Annotated in this window: 14 protein-coding genes; 5 read left to right on the top strand and 9 right to left on the bottom strand. The window is 60.3% G+C overall.

Annotated features, from left to right (window positions below):
- Positions 1-46: 46 nt before the first annotated feature.
- The 5 genes from AC0L3E_RS17340 to AC0L3E_RS17320 form a co-directional block, all read right to left on the bottom strand.
- Positions 47-697 carry a hypothetical protein gene (locus AC0L3E_RS17340; RefSeq protein WP_128308815.1) on the bottom strand — a complete coding sequence of 217 codons (651 nt, stop codon included), beginning with the start codon at positions 695-697 and terminating at the stop codon, positions 47-49.
- A gap of 76 nt (positions 698-773) precedes the next feature.
- Positions 774-2,087 carry a serine hydroxymethyltransferase gene (glyA, locus tag AC0L3E_RS17335; protein WP_013532252.1) on the bottom strand — a complete coding sequence of 438 codons (1,314 nt, stop codon included), beginning with the start codon at positions 2,085-2,087 and terminating at the stop codon, positions 774-776.
- 179 nt (positions 2,088-2,266) lie between these two features.
- Positions 2,267-3,913, bottom strand: a complete 1,647-nt coding sequence (locus AC0L3E_RS17330; RefSeq protein WP_128308816.1) for a Na+/H+ antiporter — start codon at positions 3,911-3,913, stop codon at positions 2,267-2,269.
- A gap of 141 nt (positions 3,914-4,054) precedes the next feature.
- Positions 4,055-5,308, bottom strand: a complete 1,254-nt coding sequence (locus AC0L3E_RS17325) for a L,D-transpeptidase family protein (RefSeq protein ID WP_473605247.1) — start codon at positions 5,306-5,308, stop codon at positions 4,055-4,057.
- 361 nt (positions 5,309-5,669) lie between these two features.
- Positions 5,670-6,068 (bottom strand): hypothetical protein, encoded by a 399-nt coding sequence (locus AC0L3E_RS17320; RefSeq protein WP_245470283.1) that lies wholly within the window; start codon positions 6,066-6,068, stop codon positions 5,670-5,672.
- A gap of 156 nt (positions 6,069-6,224) precedes the next feature.
- Here AC0L3E_RS17320 and AC0L3E_RS17315 point away from each other — a divergent pair, with 156 nt between their 5' ends.
- Positions 6,225-8,126: an ATP-dependent nuclease gene (locus AC0L3E_RS17315; protein WP_473605246.1), complete on the top strand. Its 1,902-nt coding sequence runs from the start codon at positions 6,225-6,227 to the stop codon at positions 8,124-8,126.
- Positions 8,127-8,377: 251 nt separating this feature from the next.
- A complete protein-coding gene (locus AC0L3E_RS17310) occupies positions 8,378-9,082 on the top strand; it encodes a hypothetical protein (protein WP_128309697.1) in 705 nt (234 codons plus the stop codon).
- Positions 9,083-9,326: 244 nt separating this feature from the next.
- Here AC0L3E_RS17310 and ldtR read toward each other — a convergent pair whose 3' ends face one another.
- From ldtR to AC0L3E_RS17295, 3 genes are all read right to left on the bottom strand, one after another.
- Complete coding sequence (gene ldtR / locus AC0L3E_RS17305) at positions 9,327-9,842, bottom strand: transcriptional regulator LdtR (protein WP_008875359.1); 516 nt, start codon at positions 9,840-9,842, stop codon at positions 9,327-9,329.
- Positions 9,843-10,080: 238 nt separating this feature from the next.
- Positions 10,081-10,503 carry a DUF6163 family protein gene (locus AC0L3E_RS17300; RefSeq protein ID WP_127272646.1) on the bottom strand — a complete coding sequence of 141 codons (423 nt, stop codon included), beginning with the start codon at positions 10,501-10,503 and terminating at the stop codon, positions 10,081-10,083.
- Positions 10,500-11,543, bottom strand: coding sequence for an enoyl-CoA hydratase/isomerase family protein (locus AC0L3E_RS17295; protein WP_128309811.1), 1,044 nt, complete (start codon positions 11,541-11,543; stop codon positions 10,500-10,502). The genes AC0L3E_RS17300 and AC0L3E_RS17295 overlap by 4 nt, the downstream gene beginning before the upstream one ends.
- A 196-nt stretch (positions 11,544-11,739) precedes the next feature.
- Between AC0L3E_RS17295 and AC0L3E_RS17290 the strand changes: the two genes are divergently transcribed.
- The 3 genes from AC0L3E_RS17290 (at position 11,740) to AC0L3E_RS17280 (ending at position 14,554) form a co-directional block, all read left to right on the top strand.
- Positions 11,740-12,567, top strand: a complete 828-nt coding sequence (locus tag AC0L3E_RS17290; RefSeq protein WP_128309810.1) for a DUF2066 domain-containing protein — start codon at positions 11,740-11,742, stop codon at positions 12,565-12,567.
- An 89-nt stretch (positions 12,568-12,656) separates the two neighbouring features.
- A complete protein-coding gene (hemB, locus tag AC0L3E_RS17285) occupies positions 12,657-13,688 on the top strand; it encodes a porphobilinogen synthase (protein WP_256748204.1) in 1,032 nt (343 codons plus the stop codon).
- Positions 13,689-13,906: 218 nt separating this feature from the next.
- Positions 13,907-14,554, top strand: a complete 648-nt coding sequence (locus tag AC0L3E_RS17280) for a dihydrofolate reductase family protein (RefSeq protein WP_292334829.1) — start codon at positions 13,907-13,909, stop codon at positions 14,552-14,554.
- A gap of 232 nt (positions 14,555-14,786) precedes the next feature.
- Here the strand turns inward: AC0L3E_RS17280 and ppk2 are convergent, their stop codons facing one another.
- Entirely contained in the window at positions 14,787-15,707 is a 921-nt protein-coding gene (gene ppk2 / locus AC0L3E_RS17275) for a polyphosphate kinase 2 (RefSeq protein ID WP_127270468.1), read from the bottom strand.
- Between the last annotated feature and the right edge of the window lie 163 nt (positions 15,708-15,870).

The following is a 15,870-nucleotide window of genomic DNA, read 5'->3' as shown; positions in this document are numbered from 1 at the left end:
GACAGGATTGCCAGCCTCACCAGCAGCGGGCAGCGTACCGATGTCGTCAGGGGGCGACGTCGGCGGTTGGGAACCCGCACGATGCGCCGAGACTGCGATAGGCCTTGGTGAAGCCGTCCATGGATATGCTTCCAACAGGCGCGTCGCCAAAGGAGACATCAAGCACCGATGCCCGGCGCATGGCGCGCAAGAGCGCCAGGCTGATCTTGGCCTGATTGTCCACGGTCCAACTGAGCCGGCCGTTGACGGCGCCATCGGAATGGAGTTTGGCGGCGACACGGCCCTTGTCGTCGCCGAAGGTGGCGGCAATCGACTTGCCGGCCGGCAGACCCTTGTTGTCGACGGCGATGGTTATGGACGGGTAGGCATCCGGCGGCAGTGCATCGCCGTTCGTGATGACGAGCGTCAAGGTACCGGGCACGCCGCCCGCGCCGATAAAGGCGGTCGAGGCAGCGCAGGTCTTGCGCAGATCCTCACCGGTGTCTACCTCGTCGGCCAGGGTCGACCATCTGCCGAAAGTTTCGAGCTTGGGTGCCACCTGGGCGGGCGCCGCCGACTCGGCCTGAGGTGCGGGTTGCGCGGGCGCGGGTTGAGCAGAGGCGGTTTGCGCCAAGGCGATGCCGGGGAAAGGCGCGGCGATCAAAGCGGCCAGAGCGCCAACGGCACCAAGGTCGGCGAAACGAAATGGTCGCATCATCAAGGCTCCTGCCGGTCGCCCCGGCCTGCTGAAACGACGCTTGTCGTTGCAGCAGGCGGTAAGACTTCCTATCGCGTCAGCCGAGATAGGGATAGAGCGGGAAGCGGTCGGTCAGCGCCACGACCTTGGCCTTGACCGCAGCTTCGACAGCGGCATTGCCCTCGTCGGAATTCGCAACCTTGAGACCGTCCAGCACTTCGGCGATCAGCTTGCCGATCTCGCGGAATTCGGCCTGGCCAAAGCCGCGCGTGGTGCCGGCCGGGGTGCCGAGACGCACGCCCGAGGTGACGAAAGGCTTTTCCGGGTCGAACGGGATGCCGTTCTTGTTGCAGGTGATGTTGGCGCGGCCGAGCGCCGCCTCGGCGCGCTTGCCGGTGGCGTTCTTGGGCCTGAGGTCGACCAGCATGAGATGGTTGTCGGTGCCGCCGGAGACGATGTCGAGACCAGTCTCCTTGAGGCTGGAGGCCAACGCCTTGGCGTTGGCGGCAACGCTCTCGGCATAGACCTTGAAGCTTGGCTTCAGCGCTTCGCCGAAAGCGACAGCCTTGGCAGCGATGACATGCATCAGCGGACCGCCCTGCAGGCCGGGGAACACCGCCGAATTCATCTTCTTGGCGATGTCCTCGTCATTGCACAGGATCATGCCGCCGCGCGGGCCGCGCAGCGACTTGTGCGTCGTAGTGGTCACGACATGGGCGTGCGGCAGCGGCGACGGATGCACGCCGCCGGCGACCAGGCCGGCGATGTGCGCCATGTCGACCATCAGATAGGCGCCGACCGCATCGGCGATCTCGCGAAACCGCTTCCAGTCCCAGACGCGCGAATAGGCGGTGCCGCCGGCCAGGATCAGCTTCGGCTTGGTCTCATGCGCGGTCTTCTCGATGGCATCCATGTCGAGCAGATGGTCGTCCTGGCGCACGCCATAGGAGACGACCTTGAACCATTTACCGCTCATGTTGACCGGCGAACCATGGGTCAGATGGCCGCCGGAATTGAGGTCGAGGCCCATGAACGTGTCGCCCGGCTGCAAAAGCGCCAGGAACACCGCCTGGTTCATCTGGCTGCCGGAATTCGGCTGGACGTTTGCGAAGTTGCAGCCGAACAGCTTCTTGGCGCGCTCGATGGCCAGTTCCTCGGCCACGTCGACGAACTGGCAGCCGCCATAATAGCGCTTGCCGGGATAGCCCTCGGCATATTTGTTGGTCATGATCGAGCCCTGCGCCTCAAGCACGGCGCGGGAAACAATGTTTTCCGAGGCGATCAGTTCGATCTCGTGGCGCTGGCGGCCGAGTTCGTTGCGGATGGCGCCGAAAATCTCCGGATCGGCGTCGGCTAGCGTGGTTTCGAAGAAGGATTCGAATTTGTTCGACACTGCCGCTGCTGTTGCCATGGCCTGAAATCCTCGGGGTTCGGGGGCAATTTTCGATTTATGCAAGTCGTTGTCCCAAAACCGCTGCACACTTTTGGGCGACTTGCATTTGCCGCGCCATTAACACAGTTGTTTTCACCCCGCCACGTTTGCGGCGCGAAATTTGCTGGCCGGATTGCGCCAGCCAGGCCCGCGGGTCGTTATTTCCGAGCCTTCCGGCCTTTCAGCAGTGCCTCGGTAAGCGTGATTTCGGCAAACAGCGCCTGCGACGTATGGTCGTTGATCTCGCCGCTGCGAAACATGGCGCGCACGGCCTCGCGCTCGGCTTCGATGCCGGCAGATCTCAATTCGAGTTCCAGCCTTCCGGCTTCGCGCGCCTCAGCGCGGGCCTCATCGGCTTCGTCCGAGGCGGCGATGCGGCGCCGGTAGCCGGCGACAATGTTATCAGCAGCGGCAAGCCTGGCGCCGGGCACCTCGCCTCCCTCATCATCGGCGGCTCCGGCAATGCTCTCGATGCGCGCGATTGCCGCCTTGGCGGCGCCCACGCGCGCCAGGCGCTCCTCGGCGGCGCCGGCATCCTCACCGGGCTCGACCAGCCCCCTGGCGATCGTCGGCAGAGCGAGGCTGGCGATGACCAGCGAGCAGATGATGACGCCGGCGGCCAGGAAAATGACCAGGTCGCGCGCCGGAAACGGCGAGCCGTCCGGCATGGCGAGCGGCAGTGACAGGATGCCGGCCAGCGTAATGGCGCCACGCACGCCGGCCACCGAACCGGCGAGCCGCACGCGCAGCCCGAACGGCTCCGCCTTGCGCTTGCCCAAACGCGCGGCGATGCCGGCCGCGATATCGCCCACCCAAATCCATAGGAACCGCAACGCGATCAGGCACAGCGTCAGCGCGATGACGGTCGCGATCGGCTGGATGATCGGGTGCAGGCTCATGAGTTCCGGCGGCACATGGCGGATGATGTCGGGAAGCTGCAGGCCGAGCACGATGAAGAGAGCGCCGTTGAAAACGAAGGAAAGCGTCGTCCACAGCGACATCGTCTGCATGCGCGCCGAGACGCCGAGGAAGCGAAACACGCCGGAGCCGCCGGTGAGCAGGCCGGCGGTGACAGCCGCCAGGATGCCGGAAGCTCCGACATGCTCGGCGCCGAGATAGGCTATGAAGGGCAGCAGGACCATCACCAGCACCTGCGCTTCGGCCGGCACGCCGCCGATCCGGTTGAGCAATTGCAGCAGCTTGGCGGCAACGAACAGCGCCGCCACGCCGATCAGGATGCCGATCGCCACGGCATAGAGAAAACTGAGCGAAGCCGCGGCAAGGGAAAAGCTGCCGGTCAGCACCGCCGCCACGGCAAAGCGGAACATGACCAGCCCCGACGCATCGTTGAGCAGCGACTCGCCTTCCAGAATGTGCATCAGCCGGGCGGGGACGACATTCCTGTCGACGATCGAGGAAACCGCCACCGCGTCGGTCGGCGACAGCACCGCGGCAAGCGCAAAAGCGACCACCAGAGGGATGCTCGGCACCAGCCAATGCAAGGCGTAGCCGAAGCCGACGATGGTGAAGAAGACCAGCCCTATGGCCAGATCCAGGATCGGTCCGCGCAGCGCCATCAGTTCACGCTTCGGTGCGCCATAGGCATCGCCGAACAGCAGCGGCGGAATGAACACCAGCAGAAACAGTTCCGGATTGATCTCGACATGGATGCCACGCACCGGCCACGCAAGCGCGGCACCGATCGCAATCTGCAGCACCGGCAACGGCACCCGTACCAGGCGAACCAGAGCGCCGGAAAGCGCCACGAAGACGAGCACGACCAGAATGAAGACGGCGACTTCCATGGTCCGGTTCCAGGCTTTCCGCCGACCATGCGCAAAGCCGGCCGATCCGTCCAGCCGCCCGTCCCGTGAAAAACGCCGCGGCACCCAATCAATGAAAAAGGCCGCCCTGAGAGGCGGCCTTTTTAGGTAGGAATCAAATGTTTACAGCGCGGACGTGATCTGCAGTTCGTTGTTGCCATCAAGCGCGTAGACGTCGTCGCGGAACTGCACCACGCCCGGACCGGTCGACCAGGCCGAGAGATAGAGGAAGTGGACCGGCACCGGATTGGTGACCTGGATCGGCGTGTTTTCACCCGTCTTGATCGCCGCCTCGAAATGCTGGCGATCCCAGCCGGGCGTGTCGCGCAGGATCCAGGTGACGAGGTCGCGCACATTCTGCACGCGCACGCAGCCCGAGGAATCGAAACGCAACATCTTGCCGAACAGGCTCTGCTGCGGCGTGTCGTGCATGTAGACGCCGTCAGGGCTCGGAAAATTGATCTTCACCGAGGCCATGGCGTTTTCCGAGCCGGGATCCTGGCGGAACCGGTACTTGGCGGCGTCGTCGGTCGACCAGTCCACATTCATGGGATCGACTTCGCTGCCATCGGGCGCGAACAGGCGGATGTGGCTGTTCTTGAGATAATCGGGATCCTTCCGCATCAGCGGAATGATGTCCTTGCGCACGATCGAGACGGGCGCGTTCCAGTATGGATTGACGATGATCTCGTTAATCTTGGAATTGACGATCGGCGTCTGCCGGTCGATCTTGCCGACGATCGCGGTGTGGCGAAGCACGACGCGGTCGTTCTCGACCGCTTCGACCTGCGCTGCCGGAATGTCGACCAGCACGTAACGGCTGCCCAGCGTGCCGGCCTTCTCGCGCAGCCGCTGCAGATTGGTCTGCAGCTGGCCGAGCCGGATCTGCGCCGAAACGTTCATCGCCGCATAGGTGTATTTGCCGAGCGCACCATCGGCAGGCAGGCCATGGCGCAGCTGGAAACGCTTGACCGCCGAGTCGACATAGGAATCGAAGGCCGTCGAAATGCCGGCGCTCTGCGACAGGTCGCCCGCAACCATCAGGCGCTTACGCAATGGCACCACATCGGGATCATCGACGCCGAGCTGCAGTTTCTTGGTCGCGGGAACGTCGACCCAGCCACCCTGCCCGACAATGTTCTGGTATTGCCCGACCGCCTGCTCCGTGAAGGCGACGGTCTGCGGGCTGAAGATCGGCAGCGTCGAGGCCACCTTGCCGCCCTCGCTGGCGCGAGCATCGAACTGGTCGTCCCAATTGCCGCGCGCTGAGGATTTCAGGATGTCACCGATCACATCCTGCGCATTGGCGCCGCCGGCGACCACTGCGGCTGCGAGGGCGGAGGCTCCGGAGAGGAAAAAACGACGGCTGGTTCTCATGGACGTTCCAGACATTTGTAGCAGTTCGATCACTTGCTGCGTTGATCACCGGGCGATCTCGCCCGCACTCTAAAATTGGCAATCTTAACAATTAGCCAACCATGGTCCGTATCACCTTGGTGTGACAGAGCCAGGCGCGATACGGGTTGCGGGTGAACGCATGGTCTTCACCACAGCATCACTGCCACTCTCGGTTCCATTGGAATATGGCGGCAACGTGGCCTTGGCCCGCGATTTGCATCGGGCGACGCAGCGAAATGAAAAGGCCCGTGCTTTTTCGGTATCGATCGGCGTCCTTGGTCGCGTCAAGCAGGCGGCGGTTCGGCCGCTCCACGAGACGCGCTGCCTATCTTACGATCTCTCAGCGTGGGGGTTCAACGTTTGCGTCCGGACCTGGCTTTGCCTTCAATTCCGAACATCGTTGCAACACTTGATGCTGGGGATAGCGCAGGACTTTGTTGTCCTCCAGTTTGAGCAGCAGCTCCCGTCTTTTGTCTGTGCTCTCACCGTCCGTACACGTCATGTCCAGGATGACGACATCCAGGCGGTTGATCTTCTGAACCTTGTCCAACGTGCAGCGGACCTCCCACATCTCCATTGCGTTGTCGGTTAACGTCACGATCGAGTCATTGTTGTCACAGGGCTCGCTGCCTTCCCCGGCGAAAGAATCCTTCCACCATTCCTCGGCAAAAGCCGTTTGCGAGACCAACAAAAGCACTGCGGCAACCGAGCAAATCTTCCAGCGTTTTTCCTCACCCATCACGCACCTCCCAAGCCGTGACATTAGGCACTGCTGCAGCGAAAGCAAACCTGGCAGGATCGTGCCGACCGGGCGCCGGGGCTTTGGGCAGGAAAAGAAAAGGCCGGTGCTTTCGGCACCGGCCCGCGGCATTGCAGCACTAAATTAGGACGTGTAATGGTCGAAGTAGTTAGGGGGATTTCTGTGGTACAATTTCCGATAATCATTAAAACTACCATTGGCGTTGGCGAGCAATCCTTCGAGCGTTCTGTCACGCTTCACAACGGCTTCACAGCAATCATTGGACCCAACGGCTCGGGTAAAACACACCTGTTGCGTGCGATGCCTGGTCCGCTGGGCTCGCATGTATCCGGCAAGAGGGTTCGATTCATATCGGCCGGGCGCATCGGGATGATGGAACAATTTCGTTCCGATTTCGACGGCCATCGCAGTGGCTCCCCAAGATACGACCAAGCCACGCACGGCACCTTGGAAGATACGCTGCGTCGTCACCAGATAGAAACCTTAGAGGGCGGATTTCAAACTCTCGCTGTGCGACCCGACATTCTGATCAAAATAGGCGAACGGCTCAGAAAACTGTTTAGACGAGACATTAGGATAGGTTGGCCTGGGGGTAGCCTGAAGATCAATTTTGTAAGCACAGCCATTGGTAAAAAAGCGTACTCCTCAGCCAGGGAAGCGTCGGGACTGGTTCATCTGGCCGGGCTTTTGGCGGCGATTTATGATGAAGAGGTTGGCGCCCTCTTGATTGACGAGCCCGAGGTGTCACTGCACCCACAACTTCAAGCATTCTTGCTTCGCGAAATGCTATCCGTAGCCGGCATACCAGAGAACGGAAGCAACAAAAAGATCATCGTCATTTGCACGCACTCGACTGAGTTTCTGAGGGTAGAGGCCCCTGCGGACCTGTCGAGCATTGTTCTCTGTGAGGACGTCGAAAAGCAACCGATTCAGATCACGCCCGATTCCGAAGTACTAAGGAGCAATAAGGTAGCCGAGCTCATAGCCAGAATGGGGCAAGAGCATAAGCTGTCCTTCTTCTCTCGCACCCCGCTTCTTGTAGAAGGACCTTCCGACACAATCGTTTCTGCCGGCCTTTGTAGCTTGCTGGGTATCCATGTCGAGGCGGGTGGCTCCCAGCTGCTGCCAGTTATCGGGAAAGGCGAATTTCCGGCTGTTATAAAGCTGATGAGACTTCTAGGGAAAAGCCCGTTGCTGATGGCAGACGCCGATGCGTTCGCGGACGGAGTCGATGTGATCAACCTGTTTCTGAACACCGCAACAGCTAATAGTCGTGCTGTCGAACTAGGAGCTTCAGGTGCAACGAACCTAGGAAGCGCCATTTACAACGATTTTTGTAAGGCCGTGGATTCGGAATGGGCGTTGATCCAGCCTCTCGCTGAGCAGACTACCTATTGGTTGAGGCGGGACAAAGGGAAGGATGAGAAGGAGGCGAAGCGTCGCGCTGCATTCGTTTCATTGATGTCGCGCAATGACTCTGTTGTCAAAGCTCTCGGTGGCATTTGGTTCGATTTGAGGAAACGAACTTCGGCTCTTCTTGCCCTTTTGGAGGAGGAAGGCTGCTTTATCCTCAGAAGGGGTACCATTGAAGATTACTATTTTCACGCAGATCCGAGTACTGTCTCTGCGAAACCAGCGGAAGCCGCAGCCGCGCTTGCAGCCTTTGCTGGGGTGGGAGTTTTGTATATCGAAACGCAATTCGACGATGTGATCCGCTGTCTTCGGAAAGCTGCGGCGACAGAAGAGATCAACGAAGCTGAGGCGCTCCGTGACATATTGCTAGCGGTAGCTGCGCCAGCCTTCGCTCGCGTGCGGGAAGGGGATGTAAACATCGACCTAAATGGCCTCGCTGAAGGCGCGGTCGAGGGTAAAGCCGACCTGTTCGATCTGAAGAATGTCGATGGAAAACTTGTTATCGAACTGCGTAGTCAAGTGCTCGATAAATCTGGATTTCCAATCACTATTGCGGCCGAAGACGATGTAGTGAAGACGATTTCACGCGCCTTGGGCTTGGCCTCTAAGGTTGCTAAGTCATAGCGTACCGTCGTGATCCGCGACCTTACGTGCGAACCCAAAACAATCGGCCGACGAGCCGGGGCAGACTGAGCAGGCGCTTGCCTATTTTCGCGCAAAATTCTGCCCGCTGAAGCCATAGCCGAAACAACGACCAGCCAAACGGGGAAAAGGACGTTTGGTATGAATAGAGAACAAATTCTTGCGTAGAGCACTATTGAACGATTGTATCCATCGACACTGTATCTATATTTTCTGCGGCACAGGGGGGATCAATGAACCTAAGTGGCCTTGATGAAGACGACGAAATTGCGTTTACGCAACTCGTTGAACGATTCAACGGCGAGCTAGCTCAACAGCTGCACGACGCTGAAGACCGCGAGGATACGCGCCACTACCACATCGACTACATTAACAATGTTCTCGCTGCAGCGAGAGGTTTTGAGATTGAAGCCTTCTCATCGTGGGAGCTTCCCACCTACGACGATGCCTACGCTCAGTACCGGCTGTTTTCGTACTTCGTCAAAAGCTACGTGATGCAAACACATATTCGAAAGCAGCGGGTCATAAAGACGTATTCCGTCAGCCTTGCGATCGAGGACAAGGAACGCATCCACCATCTCATCAACGGTATCAGAGAAATTTTGACCAAAGCAGATATCGACGAAAAGAAGCGCAACTCGCTCTTCGATAAATTGAATGCGTTAGCTGCCGATGTTGACCGTGCCAGAACCCAATTTCAGAACCTTATGCTGGCGGGGCTGGAGGTAGCACATCTGGGAGACGCTCTCGGCAAGACGCTAAATCCGGTCAACGAGCTTCTGGACCGAATTAAAGGGATCATCGCCAGAGTGAAAGGCGAGGAGCCCGAGCCGTTCAAATTGCCGTCGCCGCAGAAGCGTATCGAACCCCCAAAGAAGCAGATCGAAGGGCCGAAGGGAAAGATTGATCGGTCTTTGGACGACGAGATACCCTTTTAGTCGTGACAAGTGGTTTTGCCATCCCGCCCTCCCAGGAGCCAATGGCGCGCCTCCGCCCAGCCCTGCTGGCAAAGGAATTAGCTTTTCAGTGAGTCGCAGATTGAATGTGTGATTTGGGCATTTCCAGACTCGTTGCCTCCACAAAACTCAAAAGAAAAGGCCGATGCCTCTCGGCACCGGCCCTGACTGAAGGTCGATATTTCGGCCGCGTTTCTGTGGCGCGGGCCGGATCCGATGCGGCGCCTTACATCCGGTAGGCGATGGTGTCGTTCCAGAAGCGGTCGAGCCGCTGCAAAGCACGGTTCATCTGCTTGAACTCGTCGGTGTTGATGCCGCCGACCTGCTCGATCGAGCCGACATGACGCTCGTAGAGGCCGGCAACGACTTCCGCCACCTCGTTGCCCTTCGGCGTCAGCGAGACACGGACCGAACGGCGGTCGATGCGCGAGCGCTGGTGATTGATGAAGCCGAGATCGACCAGCTTCTTCAGATTGTAGGAGACGTTCGAGCCGAGATAATAGCCACGCGAGCGCAACTCGCCGGCGGTCAGTTCGGAATTGCCGATGTTGAACAGCAGCAGCGCCTGGATGGCATTGATGTCGGAACGGCCGTTGCGGTCGAATTCGTCCTTGATCACATCAAGCAGGCGGCGGTGCAGCCGCTCAACAAGCTGCAGCGATTCCATGTACAGGGAACGGATAGCCTCGCGGCGATCGTCGGATACGTTGGCGGTCTTCGCCGCCGGACGCGAATTGATCATTGTCTTTGCCTCTCGTTTGTCGCCCTGGTGATTTTTTGTTTTTCACCTTGATCGCGACACTATCGAATACTCATAAAATTCGACTTAAACGCTAGGGCTAACAAGAGCTTACCGGTAAGGGGTTTCGGAAGAGGCTTAACGAACGGTCACCCGAGCAAGGATAATTAACCTAAAGATTTCGGCAACGATTGCGGGGCTCATTCGAGGCGACAGCGGGGCCGCCAATGGGTTCAACGGCTTAGTGGCGGACCGGGCGCTTCTGCAGGTAGATGACGACACGGAAGACGATGTAGAGCAGCGCCACCGCCGCATGCGAGGCGACAATCAGCAAGCGGTGGCCGAATAGCTCGGGAAAGCCGGCATACATGACCGTCTCGGTCACCGCGCAAATGAACCAGATCACCGGCCCCCAGGACGCCAGCATCCACAGGCCGGCAGCGGCAAAGGGAAAGAACACGGCGAGCACCACCGCCGCGACCTGCCAGTGCACGGGCATCAGGTCGAACCGCCACAGCGTACCCGGATAAAAGCCGATCAACCTGATCCAGTAGAGAATGCCGAACAGCAGGCAGTAGCCCGATATGACGCGCTGGAACCAGGCGAAGATCACCTCCACCCCGGAGGGCTGTAGCACGACGCGCCTCGAGGTCACCTCGCTCATATCAAGAGTTCCCGTTCGCCGAGCGGAGCAAAATAGGCGTCGACATCCGCTTCGCTGACCGCAGCGAGGCTTGCCGGCCGCCATTGCGGCTTCGAGCCCTTGTCGATGATGGCGGCGCGGATGCCTTCGTAGAAATCATGGCCGGCGAGCATCCGGTTGAGGATGCGGAACTCCATCTTCATGCAGGCTTCCATGGACAGCGTCAGTCCGGCGCTGATCTGCCGCCAGGCGACGCGCAGGCTGGTCGGCGAGCGGGTGCGGATCGTCGCCAGTGTCTTTGCCGCGAACTCGTCGGCGGCGGCCGCACGCTCGAGGCTGTCGATGACGCGGTTCAGGGACGGTTGCGAAAAATGGCGAACAATCGCCTCCAGCGTCGGCCTGTCGGTTTCGCGCCTTGCCTGCACGAAGAAGCCGCGCAGCACCGATTCCGGATCGCCGGTCAGCGCCAGGCGGTCGAGAAAGCCAGCCTGGTCCTCGGCCTTGATGGTGTGGGTGGCCAGCCCCGACCACAGCGCATCGCCATAGCGGATGCGATTGCCGGTCAGCGCCAGATACATGCCGAAGGAGCCGCCGAGATCAGGCAGCAGGTGGCTGGCGCCAACATCCGGAAAAAAGCCGATGCCGACCTCCGGCATGGCAAATTGGGCATTCTCGGTCATCACCCGGTGCGAGCCATGGAAGGAGATACCGACGCCGCCACCCATGACGATACCGTCAATCAGGGCGACATAAGGTTTCCTAAAACTGTTGATGCGGGCATTGAGGCGATATTCATCGGCGAAGAACTCGACCGGCGGTTTTCCCGCGCGGCCTGTCTCATAGACATGCAGGATATCGCCGCCGGCCGAAAAGGCCCTGCCCTCTGCCTTGACGACGATGACGTCGATGCCCTGATCGTCCTCCCAGGCGGAAAGGGCAGCGTCGAGCGCTCCGATCATGCGGTGCGTCAAGGCATTGAGCGCCTGCGGCCGCGTCAAGGTGACGACGCCGGCCCGGCCCAGATGTTCGAAGCGGATCTCGTCGCCTCCGCCAAAATCCATCGTGAAGAATCCCTCCCCCGGCCGCCGGGACTGAAGTGCTAAAGCGTGGCGCATGGGTGCGTCAATGGCGAGCACACCGGTGCAAGCTCTGGCCCGGACCAGGAGCCAGTGCTAAAAATCGAGCTGCAATACTAAAAAACTGCATAGAGTTCATTGCAGCGCAGCTCTGGCGGGTCTTCGAACGGGACGGTTGTTTATGACTCGATTTTCGCGCCTTGCGCCGGTGGCAATCGGGCTGAGCATCTGCTTGACTGTTCACCCGGTCAGAGCAACGACTTTGGAAGACCTCTACAGTTCGCAGACCACCGTCAACGGCAAATACGAGAAAAACCGCCAAGCCGGCTTCAAGCGCTGTCTCGACGCGGTTCTGGTCCGGGTTTCCGGCGATCAGCGCCTGCCGGCGAAACCGGAGATGGCGGCACCGCGCGACAAGGCCGGCAGCTTCGTCGCCAGCTTTCGCTACCGCGACCGCATGCAAGGCATTCCCAACCATGACGACCAGGGCACGTACGATCGGCCCCACAATCTCTACTGCCAGTACAAGCCGGCTGAAATCGACCCGGTGCTGGCCTCGCTCGGCAGCAGGCCGTGGCTGACCGAGCGGCCGCGGCTGGCGGTTTTTTTGACGACCGAGCGCGGAACAATGCATTACGCGCTCGATGCCGATGACGACCGTGGCATGCCGATGCGCGAATCGTTCGGCAATGCAGCCGGATCGCTGGCCATGCAGGTGGCTTTTCCCACGGCAGCGCAGCTGTCGCAGACCGGATTGGACGATCAGGCGCTTCGCAATGCCGAGATGACGAAGCTCGACACACTGGCGAAGAAGGCCGGCGCCAACCAGGCGCTTTCCGGCAGTCTCGTCTGGAGCGACAAGGAACTGGGCTGGATCGCCTATTGGCAGCTCAAGGCGGGCGACGAGACCTACCGCTGGCAGGTGCGCGGCGTCAATTTCGACGAGGCTTTCCGTGTCGCCATCAGAGGCGCGGCACAGATTCTGTCAGGCAATGGGCAACCCGAATAGACTTCGACCGGATCGCTGGCACAATCGTGCCGCATTGGTCAGCAGCGGGAGCTCGTGGTAAAAGCCTGCCCGAACGAGAGTATTTAGCGATGAACAAATTCACCCCCGCAAAGCCCGCCGGCGCGCGCGGCGTCGACGAGATCACCGGCAGCCGCCGTCTGCGCCGCATGCGCAAGGCCGACTGGTCGCGCCGTCTCGTGCAGGAGAACCGGCTCACAGTCGACGACCTGATCTGGCCGATCTTCGTCGTCGAGGGCAAGGGTGTCCGCGAGCCGATCGCCGCCATGCCCGGCGTCTTCCGCCTGTCCATCGATCTCGCCGTCAAGGAGGCCGAGCGCGCGGCGAAACTCGGCATTCCGGCACTCGCCACCTTCCCCAATGTGGACATCTCGCTGCGCGACCAGACCGGCTCGCATATCCTCGATCCCGACAATGTCATCAACCGCGCCACCCGTGCGATCAAGGATGCAGTGCCGCAGATCGGCATCATCACCGACGCCGCGCTCGACCCATTCACCAGCCACGGCCATGACGGCATCCTGCGCGACGGCATCATCGTCAATGACGAGACGGTGGAACAGGTGACCGCCGCTGCCGTCATCCAGGCGGCCGCCGGCGCCGACATCATCGCGCCATCCGACATGATGGACGGCCGCATCGGCGCCATCCGCGACGCGCTCGACGCCAATGGTTTTCAGGATGTGGCGATCATGTCCTATGCGACCAAATTCGCCTCGGCCTTCTACGGTCCCTATCGCGAGGCGGTGGGCACCGCCGGTCTGCTCAAGGGCGACAAGAAGACCTATTACATCGACCATGCCAATTCCGACGAGGCGGTGAGAGAGGCCGAACAGGACATCGCCGAGGGCGCCGACATGCTGATGGTCAAGCCCGGCCTGCCCTATCTCGACATCATCCGGCGGCTGAAGGACGAGTTCCAGATGCCGACCTTCGCCTACCAGGTGTCGGGCGAATATTCGATGATCAAGGCGGCAGGCGCCAATGGCTGGATCGACGGCGAGAAGGCAATGCTGGAATCGCTGCTCGCCTTCAAGCGCGCCGGGTGCGACGGCATCCTGACCTATTTCGCACCCGAAGTGGCGGAGATGCTGAAGGGGTAATTTCTCTTCGCGACAACGGCCGATCGCGGCGAGCAATGTCGGCCAATCCGCTTCGACATCCATACCAATTTCCGGCTCCTGGCCGGGGAATCCATAGCGAGGGCCGCTTGACCGTTGCCTGAGCTTCGTTTGAGCTTGAAAATACCGGTTGCAATTCACAATCGGTTTGTTACAAAACAACTGCTTGCAAAACACAATCTGTTATCGAGGAGGCTCGCATGTCCAAACTTCGCGTCAACGCTTTCACCCTGTCGCTCGACGGCTATGGCGCCGGTCCCGATCAGGATCTGCAAAATCCTCTCGGCGTCGGTGGGGAATCCTTGCACAAGTGGTTTGTCGACACCCGCACCTTCCGCGAGATGGTGCTCGGACAAGATGGCGGCACCACCGACGTCAACGAGGCGTTCGCGGCGCGCAGCTTCGAGAATGTCGGCGCCTGGATCCTCGGCCGCAACATGTTCGGGCCAATCCGCGGCGAGTGGCCTGACGACAGCTGGAAGGGCTGGTGGGGCGACAACCCGCCCTATCATGTGCCGGTTTTCGTGCTCACCCATCACAAGCGGGAACCGATCATGATGGAGGGCGGCACGACTTTCCACTTCGTCACTGACGGTATCCATTCAGCTCTTGAACAGGCTAAGGCTACCGCTGGCGGCAAGGACGTGCGGGTCGGCGGCGGCGTCGCCACCATCCGGCAATATCTGCAGGAAAAACTGATCGACGAGATGCATCTGGCGATCGCGCCGGTGCTGCTCGGCTCGGGCGAGAACCTTTTCGCCGGCCTCGATATGCTCAAGCTGGGCTATATCTGCAGCGAGCAGGTGGCGACGCCGCTTGCCACGCACGTCACCATCAAGCGGGCGTAGTTACAGATCTTTCTCCCCGTCACTATACGGGGAGAAATGCCCGGCAGGGCAATGAGGGGCGACGCCAGCCAGCCGAAGTATGGCGCCGAAAACGCTATCGAGGGCAATATAACGGCAGAATAGTCTTCTGCCAGCATGGAGAATTTTTTGACTCAACCAACGCAGGCGCCGCCCCTCATCCGCCTGCCGGCACCTTCTCCCCGTATAGTGACGGGGAGAAGGGAGCGATCCATCAATACTTCTCCGGCACGTAGAGCTCGCGCGGCAGTACCTGGCGTTCGTATTCGGGGTTGAAGACGCGCTCCGGCAAAGTGATCTCCTCGTGCGGCACTTCCTCGTAAGGCAGCTGCTTGAGCAGATGGTCGATGCAGTTCAGCCGCGCACGCTTCTTGTCGTTGCCCTCGACGATGAACCAGGGCGCTTCCGGGATGTTGGTGCGGGCGAAGGTCTCTTCCTTGGCCTTGGTGTACTGCTCCCAGCGCACACGCGACTGCAGATCCATCGGCGACAGTTTCCACTGCTTCATTGGATCGTGGATGCGCATCAGGAAGCGCATCTGCTGTTCCTCGTCGGTGATCGAGAACCAGTATTTGACCACAGTGATGCCCGAGCGGACCAGCATGCGCTCGAATTCCGGCACGTCGTGGAAGAATTCTTCGACCTGATCGGGCTGGGCAAAGCCCATCACCCGCTCGACGCCCGAGCGGTTGTACCATGAGCGGTCGAACAGCACGATCTCGCCGCCGGCCGGCAGATGCGGGACATAGCGCTGGAAATACCATTGCGACTTTTCGCGCTCGGTCGGTGCCGGCAGTGCCACGACACGGCAGATGCGCGGGTTAAGCCGCTGGGTGATGCGCTTGATGACACCGCCCTTGCCGGCCGAATCGCGTCCCTCGAAGATCACCACCAGCTTCTTCTTGTGGTAGGCGACCCAGGACTGCAGCTTGATCAATTCGGACTGCAGGGTGATCAGGTCGCGAAAATATTGCATGCGATCGATCGAAGGCGGATGCGAGTTCTTGTAGATCTTGGCGATCTCCATCGACAGCGCCGGCTCCGACATTTCGAGCTCATAGTCTTCGTCGAGCGTGTCGGCGAGTTCGGCTTCAAGCCAATCCCGGGCCGGAGAATTCTGTTTTAGCTCGGTCATTATCGGCTGCTCCACTTGCAAGCTCTGTCGATTCAGGTCCGGCGCCACAAACTCCGGCTTACAGCCCGGAACGGCAACCCCTGAGCCGACTTCAATATAGGCCTGCAATGACGGTTTTATTGCAGCCTGAGCGTGATCGCCGCCGCTGCCAATCCCGCCAGGC

The sequence above is a fragment of the Mesorhizobium sp. WSM4822 genome (assembly GCF_055811155.1).
Note: the sequence above shows the minus strand (reverse complement) of the source record. Positions and strands in the feature narration are given on the sequence as shown.